The sequence below is a fragment of the Paeniglutamicibacter kerguelensis genome (assembly GCF_017876535.1).
GTDB classification, from domain to species: domain Bacteria; phylum Actinomycetota; class Actinomycetes; order Actinomycetales; family Micrococcaceae; genus Paeniglutamicibacter; species Paeniglutamicibacter kerguelensis.
Window position 1 is genome coordinate 971,078 of the sequence record NZ_JAGIOF010000001.1, and the last position, 15,039, is coordinate 986,116.

Consider the following 15,039-nt stretch of genomic DNA (forward strand, 5'->3'; position numbering starts at 1 on the left):
CCGATCCGTGTCGGGCCCGTGGCGGGATCCGCGCGGTGCCGGCTAGAAGGAGCCCAGCTCCTTGGCCTCGGTGGTCTCGTCCTGGCCGAGCAGGCGGCGGAAGGAATCCAGCCGTGCGGTGCCGATGGGCCCCGCCTCGCCGGAGGCGACCCAGGCGTCCAGGGCGCAGTGCGGTTCGCTGGCCTTGTGCGTGCAGCCGCGTTCGCAGTCCGCGGCAATCGGTTCCAGGTCGTCGAACGCCTTGAGGATGTTCTCCGGGTCCACCAGGGCCAGGCCGAAGGAGCGGATGCCCGGGGTGTCGATGATCCAGGTGCCCTCCGGGGCGTCGTCCACGCGCAGCGCCAGCGCGGAGGATGAGGTGTGCCGGCCGCGGCCGGTGACGGCGTTGACGTTGCCGGTGGCGCGCTCGGCGCCGGTGAGCGCGTTGACCAGCGTCGATTTGCCCACGCCCGAGTGCCCGATGACCACCGAGACCTTGCCGGCGAGGTGTTCGCGCAGCATCTCCACGGGGGTGCCGGCCAAGCGCGCGGAGAGCCCGTCGGCGGACCGCGCGTCGATGCCCGTGGCGTCCTGCGCGGTGGTGCGGGAGATGACGATGTCGATGTCCAGGTGGCGGTAGTTCTCCAGGAACGGCTCCGGGTCGCGCACGTCGGCCTTGGTCACGCAGAGCAACGGTCGGATGCCGGCGTCGAACGCCGCCACCACGGCGCGGTCGATGAAGCCGGTGCGCGGCTCCGGGTTGGCCGCGGCCACAACGATCACCAGCTGGTCCACGTTGGCGACCACCACGCGCTCCACCGGGTCGGTGTCGTCCGCGCTGCGCCGCAGCAGCGTCGAGCGTTCCTCGATGCGCACCAGCCGGGCCAGGGTGTCGGGCTCCCCGGAGGTGTCCCCGACCAGCGCGACGAAGTCGCCGGGCACCACGGGGTTGCGGCGCAGTTCTCGGGCGCGGGCGGCGATCACGATGCGCTCGTCGGCCGTGTCCTCGTCGAGGATCGCGGTGTAGCGTCCGCGGTCCACGGTGATGATGCGGCCGATCACCGCTTCCTCGTAGGCGGGGCGGTCCTTGGTGCGCGGGCGGGTGCCCTTTTTGTTCGGGCGGGTGCGGACCGTGAAGTCTTCCCAGTCCTCAGTGTTGCGTGCCATGTGCTTAGTGTGCGGCCTTTCCGCTGGTCGCCAGCGTCATCCAGAGTGCGGGGAAGTCGGGCATGGTCTTGGCGGTGGTCGCGATGTCGAGAACGCGCACGCCCGGCACCGCCAGGCCGATGATGGCCCCGGCGGTTGCCATGCGGTGGTCGGCGTAGGTGCCGAAGTCCCCGCCGTGCAGCCGGGCCGGTTCGATCAGCAGCCCGTCGGCGAGCTCGGTGACCCTGCCGCCGAGGTTGTTGATCTCGGTTGCCAGCGCCGCCAGGCGGTCGGTTTCGTGTCCGCGCAGGTGCGCGATGCCGGTCAGCCGCGAGGGGCCGGCGGCCAGGGCGCAGAGCGCCGCGAGCGTGGGGGCGAGCTCGGAGGCGTCGGCGAAGTCGATGCCGTTGATCTCTTCGGGGCCGGTGACCTCCAGCGTGCCGTCGGCCAGGTGGCGGACCTCCGCGCCCATGGTGCCAAGGATTTCGCGCCAGCGGTCGCCGACCTGCGTGGTGGAGGCCGGCCAGTGCGGGATGCGCACGGTGCCGGAGGTGACCAGGGCCGCGGCCAGGAAGGGGCCGGCGTTGGAGAGGTCCGGTTCCATGACCTTGTCGAAGGCGCCGATGGCTCCGGGTTCGACTTTCCAGCTGCGCGCATCGGGCCGGGTGACGGTGACGCCGAGCTCGCCGAGGGTCTGCACCGTCATTTCGATGTGGTCCGGGCTGGCGATCGGGCCGGGGGCGGCGGTGATTTCCAGCCCGTCGGCGGTGCGGGCGCCGATCAGCAGCAGCGCGCTGATGAACTGGGATGAGCTGGCGCCGTCGACCACGATGGACCCGCCGGCAAGCCGGCCGGTGCCGGTGAGCGTGAACGGCAGCATGCCGTCGGCACCGTGTTCGGCCACCTGCACGCCCAGGTCCTTCAGAGCGGCGACGATGGGCGCCATGGGGCGCAGGCGTGCGTGCGGGTCCCCGTCGAAGGAGAATTCCCCGCGCACCAGGGCCGCCAGCGGCGGCACGAAGCGCATCACGGTTCCGGCCAGGCCGCAGTCGATGGCAACGGTTTCCGGCGCGGCTTCCGCACCGGCCGGTTCGCCGGCCAGGGCCAGCGGGGTGACCAGCAGGTCGATCGTGCCGTCGGGCTGCGGCAGCACCTCGATGCCCGCGCCAAGCGCGCGCAGCGCCGCGATCATCAGGTCGGAGTCGCGCGAGGCCAGGGCGTTGCGGATCCGCGAGGTGCCGTCGGCCAGGGCCGCGAGCAGCAGATAACGGTTGGTCAGCGACTTGGATGCGGGCACGACGACCGTGCCGTTCACTGGCGTGCCCGGGTGCGGGGCGTCCCATAACTGATCAACGGTGTTCTGCATGCTCATTGGCTGCCTCCGGTGGTGAACGTGTGGCCGGGGTGGGCCCCGGCCAAGGGGGATCGGGTGTGCTGTGGAAAACACGGGCCAACCGCGGAACCGGGCCTCTGGCCCGGATGCAGTGCCTGCCCTCAATCCTAGCCGTTCGGGCGGTGCGCCGGGGGAGCGGACAGGGGATCGGGCGCGGGAACCGGCAAGGGGCCGGAATAGCGCGGGGCGGTCCGGTGTTACCCCTATACCGGATGTTGCGTTTGTCCACTCCTGTCCCGTCGGTTGGGCGGCGGCCAAAACGCGATCGGCCGGTATGGATGGTTGCCAACAGGTGGAGGAACACATGGTTGTGCTAGAAGCCGCTGCCCCGAGTGCTGCAGTGGCGCCGCTACGCGTAGACTGGGCCGTGATGACCGAAGATATCCAGGGTACCGACACCGTACCGGCAGCCAATGAGACCGAAGCACAGCGCCGCGAGCGCTTCGAACGCGATGCCCTGCAATATGTCGACCAGCTGTATTCGGCCGCCATGCGCATGGCACGGAACCCCTCCGACGCGGAGGACCTGGTCCAGGAGGCCTACACCAAGGCGTATTCGGCGTTCCACCAGTACAAGCCCGGAACCAACCTGAAGGCCTGGCTGTATAGGATCCTGACCAACACGTACATCAACCTGTACCGCAAGCGGCAGCGCGAACCGCTGCGCACCAGCACCGACACCGTCGAGGACTGGCAGATGGCACAGGCCGCCGAACACACCTCCTCGGGGTTGCGCTCGGCCGAGGTCGAGGCGCTTGACCACCTTCCGGATTCGGACGTGAAAAACGCGTTGCAGGCCATCGCGGAGGAATTCCGGCTGGCCGTGTACTTCGTCGACGTGGAAGGCTTCCCGTACAAGGAAGCGGCGGAAATCCTCGGTGTGCCGATCGGCACGGTGATGTCACGGCTGCACCGCGGACGTAAACAATTGCGAGAATTGCTGGCCGACTACGCCCATGAGCGTGGCGGTGGCCAGCCACCAAAGACCCAAGGGGCGGCCAAGCCCGGAGCGGAGAAGAAGTAATGGGTGACTGCTATTCATTGGGCGATTGCGACGACAAACGCATCGTTCGTCTCTACGAGTACCTCGATGGCGCCTTGTCGCTGCAGGACCTCTCGGAGGTCAAGGCCCACCTCGAACACTGTGCCGAGTGCGCCGAGGAATACGACCTGGAGTGCATCATCCGTTCGGTGGTGCGCCGCAGCTGCCAGGAAATCGCGCCGGAGACATTGAAGTCCAAGATCATTTCCCGGATCAGCGAGATCCGCGTGGAAATCGGCCACGGCTAGATTCGCGGCACAAAAAAGTTGGTCCCCCGATTCCGGAACACCGGAGTCGGGGGACCAACTTTTTTGCTTCACGCCACCCGGCCATGCGGGCGGCGAACGGCGGACGGCGGACTAGCTGTTGGGACGCTTGCCGTGGTTGGCTCCGCCGCGCTTGCGGTCCTTGCGCTTACGTGAACGCTTGCTCATCTGCTGACTCCCTTGGTGTGATCTGGGCCATGTTTGGACTTTTGCCAGTCTTTCACACACCTGCCCGATCGACAAAGTGGGCCGCGACACAGTGCGCGGCGGCGCCCGGAAGTGTCCGGCGGTGGCCGTCAGCCGGCCGCGGGCTCCGGAAGTCCCAGCCAGGAATACCAGCCGCGGTGCAGCACCAGCCACGCCATGAGCCCGTAGCCGGCCTGGCCGGGAAGCCCGCCGTTGGCGTTCAGGTCGCTGCGCCACTGCGCGTGGTTCTGCAGCGGGGTGAAAGTGTCAACGTAATGGTGGCGCCGGCGCGTGGCCACGTCCCCATAGACGTGGGAGAGCTCGGCCAGCCGGTGGTTGCGTTCGGGGTCCAGGCCCGGGGCCGGGCCCACCACGAGTGCCTTGATGCTCATCTGGGATGCCGAGTCAAGGATGTTCGCCAGGTTCAAGCGGCTGCGCGCCGTAGAAAGACCCAGGTCAAGGTCCCGGTCTGAGAGCGCGACGACAAGCCGGTTGTCGACGTTCTGTCCGAAGCGGCGTGATGCCTCGTCGAACCAGCGGGTGCTCAATGCCTCGGAACCCTCGCCGGGTGCGGCGAGGGTGTAGCTCTCGATGCGCACCTCGTTGCTGGTGGTTCGTGCCAATACGCGCCCGTACCAGCCCAGGGCCCGGGGATCCCCGTGGCCGGCCAGGAGTTCGTCGCCAATGGCGGTGAGTCGGATAGTGCGGTATTCCACGAATGACCTTTCTGGGGCGGGTACGCACCAACACTAGCAGTCGGTTAAGTGCCTCAGGGGCGGGACACTGTCGCATCCCGCCCCTGAGGCACTGTCAATTCACCGTTTCACCGGTGCCTTTCCGCGTTCTAGCGCGCGAAGGCCTTGGTGATCAGCTGGGCCTGCTCCACTTCGTGGCGCTTGTGCGTGCCGGTCGAGGTGGCGGCGGAGGCCTTGCGGGATGCCAAGCGGATGTGCTTGTTCAACTCGCCCGGCAGGTTCAGTCCGACGAACGGCCACGGGCCCTGGTTTGCAGGTTCGTCCTGTGCCCAGACGACCTCGGCGTTCGGGTACTTGGCCAGCTCGGCGGCGATTGCCTCGGCGGGCAGCGGGTAAAGCTGCTCGACGCGGATGATCGCCGTCTTGGTGTCCTCGGCCTTGGTGCGGGCCGCGGCCAGGTCGTAGTACAGGCGGCCGGAAACCAGCAGCACGCGATCGACGTCGGCCGGGTTCAGGTTGGCCGTGTCGGCGATGACCTCCTGGAAGGTGCCGGTGGTGAAGTCCTCGACCGAGGAGGCCGCGGCTTTCAGGCGCAACAGCTGCTTCGGGGTGAAGATGACCAACGGCTTGCGGGGACGGGCGTAGGCCTGGCGACGCAACAGGTGGAAGTGGTTGGCGCCGGTGGAAGGCTGGGCCACCACCATGTTCCGCTCGGCACACATCTGCAGGAAGCGTTCGATGCGGGCGGAGGAGTGGTCCGGGCCCTGTCCCTCGTAGCCGTGCGGAAGCATCATGACCAGCGAGGAGCGCTGGCCCCACTTCTGCTCGGCGGAGGAGATGAACTCGTCGATCACGGTCTGTGCGCCGTTGACGAAGTCGCCGAACTGCGCCTCCCAGAGCACCAGGGCGTCCGGGCGTTCCACCGAGTAGCCGTACTCGAAGCCGAGGGCGGCGTATTCGCTGAGCAACGAATCGTAGATCGACAGCGGTGCCTGGTCCTCGGAGAGGTTCAGCAGCGGGTACCACTCGTCGCCGTTGAGGCGGTCGTGGAAGACCGCGTGGCGCTGCACGAAGGTGCCGCGTCGCGAGTCCTGGCCCACCAGGCGAACCGGCACGCCCTCCATGGACAGCGAACCGAAGGCGGCGATTTCCGCCATGCCCCAGTCGATGCCACCCTCGCGGCTCATCTTTTCGCGGCGTTCCAGCAGCACCTTGAGCTTCGGGTGGACCGTGAAGGACTCCGGGATCGCCACGTGCGCGGCGCCGATGTGGGCCAGCGTGTCGGCGCTGATCTTGGTCGGGTTCTCCTTGGCCGGTGCGGCCTCGTCGTCGCGCTGGGCTGCGGGCAGTTCCAGGTCGTTGACGGCGGAGGTGCCGGCGGTGATCACCGGGATCGGGGAGGTCTGTGCCGCGTGGGTCTCGGCGAAGACGCGTTCCAGGCGTTCCTGGTAGTCGCGCAGCGCCTGGTCAGCCTCGTCCTGCGTGATGTCGCCGCGGCCGACGAGGGCCTCGGTGTACAGCTTGCGGGTCGAGCGCTTGGCCTCGATCAGGTTGTACATCATCGGCTGGGTCATCGACGGGTCGTCGCCCTCGTTGTGGCCGCGTCGGCGGTAGCACACCAGGTCGATGACGACGTCCTTGTTGAAGCGCTGGCGGTACTTGAAGGCCAGCTGCGCGATGCGCACCACGGATTCCGGGTCATCGCCGTTGACGTGGAAGACCGGTGCCTGGACCTGCTTGGCGACGTCGGTGGCGTACACCGAGGAGCGCGAGGAGGTCGGGGCGGTGGTGAAGCCGACCTGGTTGTTCACGATCACGTGGATCGTGCCGCCGGTCTTGTAGCCGGGCAGCTGCGAGAACGCGAGGGTCTCGGAGACGACGCCCTGGCCCGCGAAGGCCGCGTCGCCGTGCACCAGGATCGGAAGCACGTTGAAGTCCTTGGACTCCGACTTGTCCTGCTTGGCGCGCACGATGCCCTCGAGCACCGGGTCGACGGCCTCGAGGTGCGAGGGGTTGGCGGCCAGATAGACGCGGGTCTGGTTGCCCGAGTCCGAGGTGTAGGAACCCTCGGTGCCCAGGTGGTACTTCACGTCGCCGGAGCCCTGGACGGAGCCCGGGGTCGCGGTGCCCTCGAATTCACGGAAGACCTGTGCGTAGGTCTTGCCGGCGATGTTGGTCAGCACGTTCAGGCGGCCGCGGTGGGCCATGCCGATGCCGACCTCGTCGATGCCCTCGTCGGCCGCATCGGAGATGATGCCGTCAAGCAGCGGAATCAGGGATTCGCCGCCCTCGAGGGAGAAGCGCTTCTGGCCGACGAACTTGGTCTGCAGGAAGGTCTCGAACGCCTCGGCGGCGTTCAGCTTGCCCAGGATGCGGAACTGTTCCTCGCGGGTCGGCTTGGAGTACTTGTGCTCCAGTTCGTCTTGGAACCACTTGCGTTCCACCGGATCCTGGATGTGCATGTACTCGATGCCGGTGGTGCGGCAGTAGGCATCGCGCAGCACGCCGAGGATGTCGCGCAGCATCAGGCGGTCCTTGCCGCCGAAGCCGCCGGTGACCCATTCGCGGTCCAGGTCCCACAGCGTCAGGCCGTAGGTCTGGATGTCCAGGTCCGGGTGGCGGCGCTGGACGTATTCCAGCGGGTTGGTGTCGGCCATCAGGTGGCCGCGCACGCGGTAGGAGTGGATCAGCTGCTGGATGCGGGCGATCTTGTTGATCTGCAGGTCGATGTCGACCTGGTTGTCGACGGCCCAGCGAACCGGCTCGTAGGGGATGCGCAGCGCTTCGAAGATCTCGTCGTAGAAGCCCTGCTCGCCCAGCAGCAGGGATTCGATCAGGCGCAGGAATTCGCCCGAGCCTGCACCCTGGATGACGCGGTGGTCATAGGTGGAGGTCAGCGTGATGACCTTGCCGACGCCCTGGAGCGCAACGGTCTTTTCGGCCGCACCGCGGAAGGCTGCCGGGTACTCGAGGGCGCCGACGCCGACGATGGTGGCCTGGCCCTTGGAGAGGCGGGGAACCGAGTGCACGGTGCCGATGCCGCCGGGGTTGGTCAGCGAGACGGTGGTGCCCGCGTAGTCGTCCGCGGTGAGCTTGTTGGCGCGGGCGCGCTTGATCAGGCCCTCGTAGGTGTCCCAGAACTCGTTGAAGCTCAGGGTCTCGGCGGCCTTGATGTTCGGCACGGCGAGCATGCGCGAGCCGTCGGGCTTGGGCATGTCGATGGCGATGCCGAAGTTCACGTGGCCCGGCTGGACGGCGACGGGCTTGCCGTCGATCTCGGCGAACGTGACGTTCTGCGAGGGGAAGAGCTTCAGGGCCCGCACCACGGCGAAGCCGATGATGTGGGTGAAGGAGATCTTGCCGCCGCGGGCGCGCTTGAGGTGGTTGTTGATGACCACGCGGTTGTCGATCAGCAGCTTGGCCGGCACGGCGCGCACGGTCGTTGCCGTCGGAACCGTCAGGCTCTGCTCCATGTTGGTGACGATCGCCTTGGCCGGGCCGCGCAACGGGGTGCGCTTTTCCTCGGCGGTGGCTTCCGGGGCGGCCGACTTGGGCAGCTGGGCCGGGATCGGCTGTGCCTTGGTGATCGGGGCGGGATCCGCCGGCACGCGCGGCGCGGCCGCAGCTGCGCCAGTGGCGGTTGAGGATTCCGCGGAAGAACGGGCAGTCGACCCGGTGACATCCACGATGCGTGCCTGGGTGGCCGCGCGTGGTACTCCCGCCGGTGCACTGGTAGCAGGCGCTGGCACGGCGGCCGGGGCCGCGGGGGCCGGGGCGTCGGAGGCGCTTGCCTGATCCGAATTGAGGGACGCAAAGATGTCCCACCATTTCTTGTCTACCGAGTTCTTGTCCTTGAGGAACTGCTGATACAGCTCATCGACTAGCCATTCGTTCCCGCCGAACTCTTCGGTGAGTCGGTGGTGCGATTGATCTGGCACGGTATTACGCCTCTTCCCTGATTTCCGTTTGTCCAAGCGCCACCGCAACACTGACTATCACGGGGGCATAGTTCTAGACCTGCTAAGTAGTCTAGTGACTATTGACCCGCAGATGGGAATCATTGAGTTGGGCATCACACGCCCGTTGCGCCAAGCGGTCTGATCCAGCGCCGAGGCGACCCGGACGCGATCGGGCCCGGGCAACTGCCGCCCGGTGCCGGTAAGGCATCGAGGCCCGGATTTACTCCTCATCAACATCGAGGTGCCGTGCGGGGCATGTTCGGGCCGAAGGCACCCTGCGCGTTGAACCTTCCGCGCCGGGCGGCGGGCGGGAGCCTCGGCTCCGGCGTGTCGCGGGCCCGGCAACCATCCGTTGGTGCCGCGGCGCAGGGCCCGCGTGCGGGCCGGATGGTCCGGGACGGTTTCCGCGGCGATTCGAGCGAATGCAGGTCGGGGTTCGGTTAGACTGATTCCATAATGGACAGCCACTCTCTGTGCCGGCCAGTCGTGAATACACGCGGTGCCGGCCATATACGTCATTGCTTGCCCAGTTCTGCCTCGCCATCGGAGCCTTCTAGTCCGGCGCAGACAAAGCATAAGAACTACTGCACGCCATCCACGATGCGCCTGTGCACTCCCGCCGCCGGGGCGGTGAAACACTAAATGGAATGGCTACTCCTGGTCGTCGGCCTCCTGCTGATTCTCGGCACGGGCTTCTTCGTCGCGGTCGAGTTTTCCCTTGTGGCACTGGATCCCGCCACGGTCGAAAAGGCCGTGAGGGGCGGTGACAAAAAAGCCGAAGCACTGCTTCGCTGCCTCAAGTCGCTCTCCACACAGCTCTCCTCCTGCCAGCTCGGCATCACCCTGACCACCCTGTTGACTGGCTACGTGATGGAACCCTCGGTCGGCAAGCTGCTCCAGGAACCCCTGCATGCCCTGGGCCTGGGGGATTCGGCGGTCCCGGTCAGCCTGGTCACCGCCATGGTGCTTGCCACGCTGCTCTCCATGGTCATCGGCGAACTGGTGCCCAAGAACCTTGCGATCGCCAAGGCCTTTGACATCGGCCGCGCCGTGGCGCGCCCCCAACTGATCTTCACCGCGATCTTCAAGCCCGGCATCGTGCTGCTCAACGGGTTCTCCAACAAGGTGCTGAACCTCTTTGGCCTGGAAGCCAAGGAGGAAATCTCCGGTGCCCGTTCCCCGGCGGAGCTGGCCTCGCTGGTCCGCCGCTCCGCGGAACTGGGGACCCTCGACAAGGATGCCGCACTGTTCGTGGACCGCACGCTGCGCTTCTCCGAGCGTTCGGCGGCCGACGTGATGACCCCGCGCACCAAGATGCGCACCATCGAACACGATGCCCATGTGCAGGACCTGATCACCCTGGCCAAGGAAACCGGCTACTCGCGCTTCCCCGTCACAGACGGGTCCAGCGACGAAATCAAGGGCGTCTGCCACGTGAAGACCATCATCGCCATCCCGCGCGACAAGCGCGGGGGCAAGGAAGTCGGCGAGAACAAGACCCCTGTGATCTTTGTGCCCGAGACCGTGCACCTTGACCACCTGCTGGTGCAATTGCGCACGGCCAACCTGCAGATGGCCATCGTGCTTGACGAGTACGGCGGAACCGCCGGAATGGTCACACTGGAGGACCTGATCGAGGAAATCGTCGGCGAGGTCGCGGATGAACACGACACCGCATTGCCGGAGGTTCGCCAGCTCGAGGACGGAAGCTGGATAATCCCGGGCATGTTCCGCCCCGACCAGGTCAATGAGTTGATCGGCGAGGTGGAGATCCCCGAGGATGCCGCCTACGAAACCGTGGGTGGATTTGTGATGGCCGAGCTCGGCAGGATCCCGGCTGTGGGCGACGAGGTCGCCACGGAAGGCGGCGTCTTTGTTGTCACGGCGCTGGACAGGCGCCGTGTCGCGGAGCTGCACTTCACTCCGCGTGCGGCCCCCGATGCCGACGAGGCCCTGGCCATCAGCCCCGACGAGGATTCGGAGGCCGGCGCATGAGCGACTGGGCGGGAATCTTCTGGCTTGTCATCCTGTTGCTGGGCAACGCGTTCTTTGTGGCGGCGGAATTCGCCGTCATGTCGGCGCGCCGTTCCCAGATCGAACCATTGGCCGATGCCGGCAACAGGCGCGCCATCCGTGCGCTGCGCGCCATGGAATCGGTGTCCCTCATGTTGGCCGTCTGCCAGCTGGGCATCACCGTCTGTTCGCTGTTGATCCTCAACGTGGCGGAGCCGGCCATCCACCACCTCTTTGTGGTGCCCCTTGAGTTCGTGGGCATCCCCGAGGCGCTGGCCGGAACCATCGCGTTCATCTTTGCGCTGCTGATCGTCACGTTCCTGCACGTGACCTTCGGCGAAATGGTCCCGAAGAACATCTCGGTGTCCATGGCGGACAAGGCCGTGCTGCTCCTGGCCGGCCCGCTGCTGCTCTTGGCCAAGTTGGTGCATCCGATCGTGGTCTCGCTGAACTGGCTTGCCAACGTGTTCCTGCGCCTGATGAAGGTCGAGCCCAAGAACGAGGTGAACTCCGCGTTCACCGCCGAGGAAGTGCAGTCGATCATTGCCAGCTCCGCGAAGTCCGGGGCCATGGAGAAGGAAGATGCGCTGATGCTGTCCAAGGCGCTGGAGTTCTCCAACCTCACGGCCGAGGGCACCATGGTCAAGCGCGACAGGGTGGTGAGCCTGGGGCTCGGGGCGACCGTGGAGCAGTTTGAGCGCACCGTGGGCCGCACCGGGTTCTCCCGCATCGTGATCAGCGACGGCAACGACTTCATCGGCTACTGGCACTTGAAGGACGTCATGTCCCTGCCTGATTCGCAGTACCGCGAGCCGGTGTCCAACGTCGAGCTGCGCACCATGGGCGTGGTGGCCCCCGGCGCGGAGATCGAGGATGCCATGGAACAGATGCGCGCCGCCGGCGAGCATCTGGCCCGCGTGGTGGATCCGTCCGGCAACACGCTCGGGGTCCTGTTCCTTGAGGATGTGCTGGAGCAGTTGGTCGGCGAGATCGACGACCAGAACCAGAAGCGCGGCATCCGGCGCGAGAACCGGAGCGCCCAATAATGCGAATGACTCGCATTTGAGATAGTCTGGTGTTCCAGCTTCCTTCGAAAGGGCCCGCGAACACCGCATGCGCAGACCACTGAGCGTCCTCACCGTCCTCGTCTCGGCTTTGCTGCTTTCCGCTTGCGCCTCCACGGCGCCGGCGGAAGGCGCGGCCGGGACGGGCGGTGGGGACGCCGTGCTTAACGTGGTCGCCTCGACCTCCGTGTATGCCGACGTGGCCCGCGCCGTCGGCGGGGAAAACGTGGCGGTGAAGGCGATCGTCGACAAGACCTCGCAGGATCCGCACTCCTACGAGGCCACGGCCCGGGACATGCTTGCGTTGTCCAAGGCGGACGTGATCGTCGCCAACGGCGACGGCTACGACCCGTTCATGGATTCGCTGGCCGGCGGGCTGGAACTGCCGGAGGGCGCGATCCTGCATGCCGTCGACTTCGCCGAAAAGAGCGAATCCCACGAGGGCCATGAGGAACACGACGAGCATGCCGAACCCGATGCGGCCGAGGAACATGCCGAACCTGCCGGGGGATCCCACGCCGGGCACGACCACTCGGGGCCCAATGAGCACGTCTGGTACGACGTGCACACCGTCGGTGCCCTGGCCGAGGGCCTCGCAGCCAAGTTCGCGTCCCTCAGGCCGGAAAAGACCGCCGAGTTCGAGGCCGCGGCGCGCGCCTTCGAAGCCAAGGTGGATTCCCTGGCCGGACGCATCGACGCACTGCGGCCCGCCACCGAGGGCAAGACGTTCGCAATGACCGAACCGCTTGCCTACTACCTGCTCACCGAGGCCGGGCTGAGTGACGCAACGCCCACGGGCTTCAGCGCCGCGATGGAATCCGGCGACGACGTGTCCCCGCTGCTGCTCAAGCGCCTGAACGACGGCCTGGTCAACAGGCAGTACGCGCTGCTGGCGCTGAACACCCAAACCTCGGGACCGCAAACGGACAAGGTGCGCTCCATCGCCGAGTCCGCCGGCGTCCCGATCCTGAGCATGACCGAAACCCTGCCCCCGGGGCAGGACTACATTTCCTGGATGGATTCAAACGTGCAACAACTCGAGGTGGCCCTTGGAAACCAGTGACCCGATGGTCGAACCCGTCGTCCGGCTGCGTGATGCCTCGCTGAGTTTCGGGAACCGCCTGCTCTGGGACGGGCTGAACCTTGACATCGCGCCGGGCGAGTTCCTGGCCGTGCTGGGCCCCAACGGCTCGGGCAAGACCACGATGCTCCGGACCCTGCTGGGGCTGCAGCAGCTCTCCGGGGGAACCGTCGAGGTGGCGGGGAAGCCCGCGACCCGCGGGTCGCGCCTGGTGGGAACCATCCCGCAGCAGCGTCCCTTTGCCGAGAACACCCCGTTGCGCGCCCGCGACCTGGTGGCCCTGGGCATCGACGGCCACCGATGGGGCATCAGGCTCAATCGCAGGGCCATCCGCAAGCGCGTCGACGAGCTGCTGGAACTGGTCGGCGCCTCGTCCTACGCGGACCGGCCCGTCGGGGTGCTTTCCGGCGGCGAGCAGCAGCGATTGCGCGCTGCCCAGGCGCTGGCGGACAACCCGCGGCTGCTGCTCTGCGACGAGCCCCTGCTCTCGCTGGACCTACACCACCAGCAGGCCGTCTCCGGGCTGATCCACCGCCAGGCCTGCGACCGCGGTTCCGCGGTGGTCTTCGTGACCCACGAGATCAACCCGATCCTGCAGTACGTCGACAGGGTGCTCTATCTGGCGGGCGGGCGCTTCCACGTGGGAACCCCCGCCGAGGTCATGCGCTCGGACGTGCTGTCCGAACTCTACGGAAGCCCGATCGAGGTCTTCGAATCCAACGGCCGCATCGTGGTGGTCGGCATGCCCGAAAACGTCAGCCACACCCACCCGTCGGCAGGAGCCTGACCACATGGATCTCTCAGATATCTGGAGCACCGTCTTCAGCTTCCAGGACTACGCCGAAATCCTGCCGCTTGTCACCAACTCGCTGATCGCCGGCGCCATGCTGGGACTGGTGGGAGGCATGATCGGCATCTTCGTGATGCTCCGCGACATGGCCTTCGCGGTGCACGGCATCGCCGAGCTTTCCTTTGCCGGCGCGGCCTTTGCGCTGCTGATCGGCGCCAACGTGGTGTTCGGTTCGCTGATCGGGTCGGTCATCGCCGCACTGGTGCTGGGCATGATGGGTGCCGCGGCCAAGGACAGGAACTCCATCATCGGGGTGCTGATGCCCTTCGGGCTTGGCCTGGGCATCCTGTTCCTGGCCCTCTACGAGGGGCGCAGCGCCAACAAGTTCGGGCTGTTGACCGGGCAGATCGTGGCGGTCGACCAGGTGCAGCTGGGCCTCTTGGCCGTCTGTTCGGTGGTGGTGATGGTCGCGCTGATTGCCATGTGGCGTCCGCTGACCTTCATCAGCGTGGACCCGGCGGTCGCGACGGCCCGCGGCATTCCCGCCGCAAAGCTCTCGGTGGCCTTCATGCTGGTGCTCGGCCTGGCCGTGGCGCTGTCCATCCAGGTCGTCGGTTCGCTGCTGGTGCTTTCGCTGTTGATCACCCCGGCGGCCGCGGCAATGCGCGTGACCGCAAACCCGGTGCTCACCGTCGGCCTTTCGGTGTTCTTCGCGGTGACTTCCGTGGTGGGCGGCATTCTCCTGGCCTTGGCCGGCAGCCTGCCGATCAGCCCGTACGTGACGACGATTTCGTTCCTCATCTACGTCGTCTGCCGGCTGGTTGCCTGGCGCCGCGACAGGGTGCGGCATATCAAGACGGTGGCGCTGGCGGCCTAGGCCTAGGCCTGTCGCCGGGCCACGAAGGACCGCCAACGACCTCGGGCGGAACCCCCATCCACTGGATGGGGGTTCCGCCCGAGGTCGTTTAAGACGTGTGGCGGGTCTTGCTATTTGCCTGCCTGCGAACAGGCGGGGCACAGCCCGTAGATCTCCACGGTGTGGGTGGGATCCGTGAAGCCGTTCTCGGCAGCCACGCGGGCCGCCCACTGCTCGACCGCGGGTGCCTCGACCTCGACGGCCTTGCCGCAGGTGCGGCACACCAGGTGGTGGTGGTGGTGCTCGGCCTGGCACTGGCGGTACATGGACTCGCCCTCGGCGCTGCGCAGCACATCCACCAGGCCGTCCTCGGCCATGGACAGCAACAAGCGGTAGACGGTCGCAAGCGAGACCTTGTCGCCCTCGTCGACGAGCCAGCGGTGGAGCTCCTGGGCCGTCACGAAGTCATCGACTTGGCCCAGGGCCGCGACAACCGCCAGCCGCTGTTTTGTCACACGCTGCTCGGAACCGCGCCGCTCGGTCGTGGGATTGGTCATGGGTGGAAGCAC

At 66.9% G+C, this 15,039-nt stretch carries 13 protein-coding genes; 7 read left to right on the forward strand and 6 right to left on the reverse strand.

The window, feature by feature from the left end:
- Nucleotides 1-42: 42 nt before the first annotated feature.
- Together rsgA and aroA are read right to left on the reverse strand one after the other, a co-directional pair.
- Entirely contained in the window at nt 43-1,146 is a 1,104-nt protein-coding gene (gene rsgA, locus JOF47_RS04375) for a ribosome small subunit-dependent GTPase A (protein ID WP_209996196.1), read from the reverse strand.
- 4 nt (nt 1,147-1,150) lie between these two features.
- Nucleotides 1,151-2,497, reverse strand: coding sequence for a 3-phosphoshikimate 1-carboxyvinyltransferase (aroA, locus tag JOF47_RS04380; RefSeq protein ID WP_209996197.1), 1,347 nt, complete (start codon nt 2,495-2,497; stop codon nt 1,151-1,153).
- A gap of 325 nt (nt 2,498-2,822) precedes the next feature.
- Here aroA and JOF47_RS04385 point away from each other — a divergent pair, with 325 nt between their 5' ends.
- On the forward strand, nt 2,823-3,542 hold the full coding sequence (locus JOF47_RS04385; RefSeq protein ID WP_377738209.1) for a sigma-70 family RNA polymerase sigma factor: 720 nt from the start codon (nt 2,823-2,825) through the stop codon (nt 3,540-3,542).
- On the forward strand, nt 3,542-3,808 hold the full coding sequence (gene rsrA, locus JOF47_RS04390; RefSeq protein WP_209996198.1) for a mycothiol system anti-sigma-R factor: 267 nt from the start codon (nt 3,542-3,544) through the stop codon (nt 3,806-3,808). Before JOF47_RS04385 ends, rsrA begins: the two co-directional genes overlap by 1 nt.
- A gap of 111 nt (nt 3,809-3,919) precedes the next feature.
- Here rsrA and JOF47_RS22450 read toward each other — a convergent pair whose 3' ends face one another.
- The 3 genes from JOF47_RS22450 to JOF47_RS04400 form a co-directional block, all read right to left on the reverse strand.
- The gene (locus JOF47_RS22450; protein WP_374954809.1) at nt 3,920-3,994 is read right to left on the reverse strand and encodes a 50S ribosomal protein bL37; all 75 of its coding nucleotides are present in this window, start codon (nt 3,992-3,994) and stop codon (nt 3,920-3,922) included.
- 128 nt (nt 3,995-4,122) lie between these two features.
- Complete coding sequence (locus JOF47_RS04395; RefSeq protein WP_209996199.1) at nt 4,123-4,728, reverse strand: GDSL-type esterase/lipase family protein; 606 nt, start codon at nt 4,726-4,728, stop codon at nt 4,123-4,125.
- 128 nt (nt 4,729-4,856) lie between these two features.
- Nucleotides 4,857-8,645 (reverse strand): multifunctional oxoglutarate decarboxylase/oxoglutarate dehydrogenase thiamine pyrophosphate-binding subunit/dihydrolipoyllysine-residue succinyltransferase subunit, encoded by a 3,789-nt coding sequence (locus JOF47_RS04400; protein WP_209996200.1) that lies wholly within the window; start codon nt 8,643-8,645, stop codon nt 4,857-4,859.
- Between the two features lie 663 nt (nt 8,646-9,308).
- On the opposite strand from JOF47_RS04400, the gene JOF47_RS04405 reads away from it, so the two are divergent.
- The 5 genes from JOF47_RS04405 (at nt 9,309) to JOF47_RS04425 (ending at nt 14,491) form a co-directional block, all read left to right on the forward strand.
- Nucleotides 9,309-10,661: a hemolysin family protein gene (locus tag JOF47_RS04405; RefSeq protein ID WP_209996201.1), complete on the forward strand. Its 1,353-nt coding sequence runs from the start codon at nt 9,309-9,311 to the stop codon at nt 10,659-10,661.
- Complete coding sequence (locus tag JOF47_RS04410; RefSeq protein WP_209996203.1) at nt 10,658-11,725, forward strand: hemolysin family protein; 1,068 nt, start codon at nt 10,658-10,660, stop codon at nt 11,723-11,725. The genes JOF47_RS04405 and JOF47_RS04410 overlap by 4 nt, the downstream gene beginning before the upstream one ends.
- A gap of 67 nt (nt 11,726-11,792) precedes the next feature.
- Nucleotides 11,793-12,806, forward strand: a complete 1,014-nt coding sequence (locus JOF47_RS04415; RefSeq protein WP_209996204.1) for a metal ABC transporter solute-binding protein, Zn/Mn family — start codon at nt 11,793-11,795, stop codon at nt 12,804-12,806.
- A gap of 4 nt (nt 12,807-12,810) precedes the next feature.
- Complete coding sequence (locus JOF47_RS04420; protein WP_210001396.1) at nt 12,811-13,611, forward strand: metal ABC transporter ATP-binding protein; 801 nt, start codon at nt 12,811-12,813, stop codon at nt 13,609-13,611.
- Between the two features lie 4 nt (nt 13,612-13,615).
- On the forward strand, nt 13,616-14,491 hold the full coding sequence (locus JOF47_RS04425) for a metal ABC transporter permease (protein WP_209996205.1): 876 nt from the start codon (nt 13,616-13,618) through the stop codon (nt 14,489-14,491).
- 110 nt (nt 14,492-14,601) lie between these two features.
- On the opposite strand, the gene JOF47_RS04430 is transcribed toward JOF47_RS04425, so the two are convergent.
- Entirely contained in the window at nt 14,602-15,027 is a 426-nt protein-coding gene (locus tag JOF47_RS04430; RefSeq protein ID WP_209996206.1) for a Fur family transcriptional regulator, read from the reverse strand.
- Between the last annotated feature and the right edge of the window lie 12 nt (nt 15,028-15,039).

What these genes read in the sequence shown, in the direction of transcription:
- JOF47_RS04405 (WP_209996201.1), top strand. Translation starts at nt 9,309, where the DNA reads ATGGAATGGCTACTCCTGGTCGTCGGCCTCCTGCTGATTCTCGGCACG.
- JOF47_RS04410 (WP_209996203.1), top strand. Translation starts at nt 10,658, where the DNA reads ATGAGCGACTGGGCGGGAATCTTCTGGCTTGTCATCCTGTTGCTGGGC.
- JOF47_RS04385 (WP_377738209.1), top strand. Translation starts at nt 2,823, where the DNA reads ATGGTTGTGCTAGAAGCCGCTGCCCCGAGTGCTGCAGTGGCGCCGCTA.
- JOF47_RS04415 (WP_209996204.1), top strand. Translation starts at nt 11,793, where the DNA reads ATGCGCAGACCACTGAGCGTCCTCACCGTCCTCGTCTCGGCTTTGCTG.
- aroA (WP_209996197.1), bottom strand. Translation starts at nt 2,497, where the DNA reads ATGAGCATGCAGAACACCGTTGATCAGTTATGGGACGCCCCGCACCCG.
- JOF47_RS04430 (WP_209996206.1), bottom strand. Translation starts at nt 15,027, where the DNA reads ATGACCAATCCCACGACCGAGCGGCGCGGTTCCGAGCAGCGTGTGACA.
- JOF47_RS04420 (WP_210001396.1), top strand. Translation starts at nt 12,811, where the DNA reads ATGGTCGAACCCGTCGTCCGGCTGCGTGATGCCTCGCTGAGTTTCGGG.
- rsgA (WP_209996196.1), bottom strand. Translation starts at nt 1,146, where the DNA reads ATGGCACGCAACACTGAGGACTGGGAAGACTTCACGGTCCGCACCCGC.
- rsrA (WP_209996198.1), top strand. Translation starts at nt 3,542, where the DNA reads ATGGGTGACTGCTATTCATTGGGCGATTGCGACGACAAACGCATCGTT.
- JOF47_RS04425 (WP_209996205.1), top strand. Translation starts at nt 13,616, where the DNA reads ATGGATCTCTCAGATATCTGGAGCACCGTCTTCAGCTTCCAGGACTAC.